2 protein-coding genes and 2 pseudogenes are annotated in these 4492 nt (G+C 47.2%); 1 reads left to right on the forward strand and 3 read right to left on the reverse strand.

Annotated elements, in window-relative coordinates:
* The 3 genes and pseudogenes from J07HQW2_RS19815 to J07HQW2_RS02400 all read right to left on the reverse strand — a co-directional run.
* A pseudogene (locus tag J07HQW2_RS19815) lies at window positions 1-380 on the reverse strand (RNA-guided endonuclease TnpB family protein); the annotation flags it as partial.
* Between the two features lie 569 nt (window positions 381-949).
* Window positions 950-1273 (reverse strand): DUF8066 domain-containing protein, encoded by a 324-nt coding sequence (locus J07HQW2_RS02395; protein WP_021053669.1) that lies wholly within the window; start codon window positions 1271-1273, stop codon window positions 950-952.
* Window positions 1274-1828: 555 nt separating this feature from the next.
* Complete coding sequence (locus J07HQW2_RS02400; protein ID WP_021053670.1) at window positions 1829-3259, reverse strand: arylsulfotransferase family protein; 1431 nt, start codon at window positions 3257-3259, stop codon at window positions 1829-1831.
* 380 nt (window positions 3260-3639) lie between these two features.
* Between J07HQW2_RS02400 and J07HQW2_RS19820 the strand changes: the two are divergent.
* Window positions 3640-4492, forward strand: a pseudogene (locus J07HQW2_RS19820) (hypothetical protein); the annotation flags it as partial.

The following is a 4492-nucleotide window of genomic DNA, read 5'->3' on the forward strand; positions in this document are numbered from 1 at the left end:
GAGTTCGAAGCCCGATTGACGGTACGTGAAACTCTGATACTCACGTGGGTTCTTCCAGTTCAACGACCCAACATCGTAGCCTTTGGATGTGAGTTTAGCAAGACCAAGGTTCTCGACGTTATCACGGATGCGCTCGACAGCCTTCTGCAAGACGATGGAGTATATCGGTGTGAGGTCAAGCCACCAGTCTGCGAGCGCAGGAAGCGTGTCTCTGACCATCCAGACACGGTGGCGGAGTGTTCGTTTTTGTGCTGGGATTTGGTTTGGGTGAATTCGGTGAGTGCGTGGTTGTAGAGTTGTCGCACGGTGTTCCGTTGCCAGTCCGTCGCGTCGCGTTGCTCCGTAGTCGGGAGCAATCGGAGGCGAGGGCTATAGTTCATACGACGTATTTTCTGAATTCATCCTGTTTTCTCTGTGATTACTGGAAACGACTGAATGGAACTACATGATAATGCACTGATGGAGGTGTTGAGTCGATTTGACATTGCAGGTGATCTCCAAGTAATAAGGGGATATTTGGACCGGATAATTTCAAAAATATTGTCTTCATATATAGAAGTTCCATCTATACGTTTGATTTTAGTATCAACTCATGAACGATGTGCAACTCAATCCTCCAACCACCTGTATGACTTGTCTGGTAGATTCCAACCACAAGCAAGCGGTGGACTGTGAGCTGCCTCAAGATCAAACTCCAGATTTCCTGTTCCAATAACGTAACTCACAATAATCGACCCTCAAACTCGCTCGTCACCCACGGCAGTCGCAATCTCCACAGCCGCCGATTCTGTCCGTTATTGAAACCATCACCACCGACATCATGACATCATCTATAATCACATAACCGGCTGTGAATTCTCCTTTTATCCATTCTGGTGACTGCATTCGCTCATTCTTTTCGACCTCTTACGACTCTTCAGACAGATCAGCTTGTGGGAAGCATGAGCGTTTACTCGCTATCATCCGCAGTTTTGTCCTGAGTTTGAATCTGATTTCGCGCCTGTGTTGAAACCGCATTTTCATCATTTGTCTTCTTCTCCTGTTCATGAATGGTTGCAATCCGTTGTTGTGCATCAGCCACTGCATCAAGGACAGCAAATAATCGATAGAACCCATAGACTCCCAGCGTCAGGAATAGTATTAAAAATCCACCCAGTAGAATCTGAGCAGTGATGATGAGCGAGTATAAGAAAATGAATGCACTGATGATCCCAAGAGTAATTCCTGATTTTGTTCGAAGGGCTTCTGAAGGAGAGAGCGGGTCATAGACCATGTGTGATTCTCAAATTGAGTTCTAAAAAAAGACCCGAAGCGCACAGCAGAGTCCACTCTGAAGATTGGACAGGATTAGTTTCGTTCGATATGGCTATATATCGGGGCAGTTCGACTGCATATCACGTACTCATCTTAACCGAGAGATCCATCATGGGTTGAGTTATTACCGGTTCCGATTCCAATCATCACTTTCATCAATCGGGCATATTTGAGAATAATATCACTAGGTAGTGTAAGAGACTGTTAAATAACGAGCATGTGTCGTCTGCGTTGCAACGCTGGGTATGTGCTGGAATGTACATTAACCCACAAATTTTAAAATATTTGCCTATTTATCCATGCGCTTTCAGTCATGTCGTCATAGTTCATAATTTGCCCGCTAGTGTGATTGATTGATAACTGATGATCTATTCAACCTTCTGACATATTTTGCAGTGACAAGATTATATGATGCACCGTCTCGTGACCCTGGTAACGGTAAAAAAATCCACTCAGAGATCTCTAGGTAATTTCACAGGCGAATGGGTTGTTAAACTGCATCTGGGATTTTGTATTATGATGACCCGAGATGACGCACACGCCCGAGAGCTTGCCTGATTCTGCTCGAAATCCAGCTTCGGTGAGCGATTATCTCTACTGTCGTTAAAATGAATACTAACAGAATATCCAAACTAAAATAGACAAGACTCCATGGAGCCATCCAGATTGGTTTAATCCACTGCGAGACACCTTCCCACGTCTCAGCGAAGCCTGAAGCAGCTGAACTTAATGGAGTTCCACTCATTGTTGCTTTTATCCACTCAGGAAATGTTGTTGCTGTTCCGGTTCCTGTTCCGGGTGTTTCTCCAGCGCTTCCTGAGAGTTGATATGATCCAGAGATATTCTGATCAAGCATTGTCGGTCCGCCGGCTTCGTTCCCATATGCTGCACGTTCGACATCAAATGGTGCCCATGGTGTATACGCTTCCCAGATAATCTTGCCTGTCGGTGTTACCTCAATTACACGATGACCAAGTGAATCAACAATCAGCGTATTTCCATTGGGGAGACGGTCTGCATCACGTGGCCAGTTTAGTTGATCATCACCTACTACCCACACCTGCTGCCACTGACACTCTCCTGTCTCGCTCCGGTCAACGCAACTATATTCAACAACTCGATCATTCTCGCTATCTGCTACAAGAATCGTCGGCGTGTCCGTTTTCGATTCAAGATACTGTGGATCATGTTGCTCATTCAGTATTATGTGCTCTTGGTCGGCTCCAAGTCGCATTGTAATATCTTTTGTTGATCGATTAACGACGATAACCTGATCAAAATTCCGTGGTGAAACAAGATATCTACCATCCTCGATTTTATCAACGTCATTCACATGGCTCCAGTCGTCATTCATCCCACCATCTGTCTCATTTGGATAATGATTTTTAAAATACCACTCCCAGATGATTTTATCCTTAGAAAGATCATATATGAATAATCGATCGTTGCTAGTTCCATTATTTTCGTCGTACTCACGCATATTCGCAACGAGTAGCTGATTCCCATTGATTAAGTCGACATCGTGTGTATCGGTAATACTAAGATTTTGTTGCCAAACTCTATCTCTTGTCTCAGCCTCTAGTTCATAAACGAGTGTTTGTCCAGGGACTGTATTGACGGATAAGAGGTTTCCGTTGGGGAGTGGATCGACATTGTAAAACCAACTAACACCACGTTTCGATCCATTATATATCCAATCTGGATTCGCCTGTTCATCAATTGCAATAAGTCGAGCTGGCTTCTTCGTTGCCCCCTCGCCTTGGAAGTGAAATCCTTGAACAGCGACGTACGTTGTCCCAAGGGCTGAGTCTTCGACGGTTCCGGTCTGTATTTCGGGCGGCTCATACGTTGCCGTAAGAACCACACCAACTCCGAATGAGATAATAATAAGAGCTGAGAGGAATCCGCGGAAAAGCCACACTGATGATACCGAAAGTATAGGCATCGCTGTTATCTCTGAGCACTGAGAAGAGTATAAGTTATGATTTTATCTAGGGGCTCAGTGGAAAAATAGTTACACTGGATATTCATATAATATTTCAATCTTTTAGATGTGAATATTACGGATCAATATTGTTCATGTCTCTCATTATCGACTACGATAACCCGTATGATAGGCAGGCTTGATTCAGCAGTTTCGAGGCGGAGCCCCTTGGCCTCAAGAAGCGAGGGCTTCCGAGTGGTCGGAAAGCACGACGCGACGCGAGTAGGCTAGGCTAGGCTAGGTTGGGGAGGAAGCCGACAGAACAGCACACAACCACTATCCGACGACCACCTTACTCCCACACGATAACAAGCGTTGGTTCTTCATCTGTAATCTGAAATATGGAACTCCGACGTACCGCACCCGTCACAGTTGACGTTCCTGACCAGCGGCGTGAGGACTTCCACGAATCAGCTCATGCTCACCAGTTTCTCCACTGTGCGAACCGTGCCGCAGCGTTCTGTTGGGACGACACGACACTAACCCTAACTACAAAGCGTGTGTCACGGCTCACAGTACCGCACGAGATGCGCTCTACGATGAGCTTCGGGCCGACACCGACCTCACCCTCACCTCACTGCAAATGCAAACCTTGTGCAAGAAGGCAAGGCAAGGCATCCGACGTGCTGTGCAAGCTGTCACAGGCTCAGGCTCAGGCTGTGTCGAACGCTGGAACCAACCCAACCCAAGCCAAGCGAAGCGTGTGAGCCAACCGGAGTTCACGTCGTGGCGTGGCGTGGAGTCTGGTCTATGACAAGCGGAGCGCGACGTTCTACCGACACAAAGTCTCACTCTCACCGGTCAACGGTCAACGGTCAACGGTCAACGGTCAACGGTCAACGGGCGTGTAGAGTGCGATTTTGCATTGCCTTCAGACAGTCCAGTCCAACACCCCACTCTACGAAGAGTGCGTGCTGTCTGAGCTGAGGATTTTGAGTTCCGTGCAAGCACACTGCAATCCGACACAGCAACCGACGAGTTCTACGTCCATATCACCACGCGGAAGTATGAGAGCGAGAACCACGGTGACACACACACAGAGATTTCGGCCGATACCGGGCACCAAACAGAAACAGTCCTCGGTATCGACCTCGGTGTGACCAGTCTCGCTGTCGCCTCCACCAGACGATTCTGGAATGGTGATGGGGACGATCACTGGTGTCGTGACGTGAATTTGAGAACCGGCGTGGTGAA

Origin of the sequence: Haloquadratum walsbyi J07HQW2, from assembly GCF_000415985.1 — an archaeon.
GTDB lineage: Archaea > Halobacteriota > Halobacteria > Halobacteriales > Haloferacaceae > Haloquadratum > Haloquadratum walsbyi_B.

Coding starts and splice junctions, on each gene's coding strand:
- J07HQW2_RS02395 (WP_021053669.1), bottom strand. CDS start 1,273: ATGGTCTATGACCCGCTCTCTCCTTCAGAAGCCCTTCGAACAAAATCA.
- J07HQW2_RS02400 (WP_021053670.1), bottom strand. CDS start 3,259: ATGCCTATACTTTCGGTATCATCAGTGTGGCTTTTCCGCGGATTCCTC.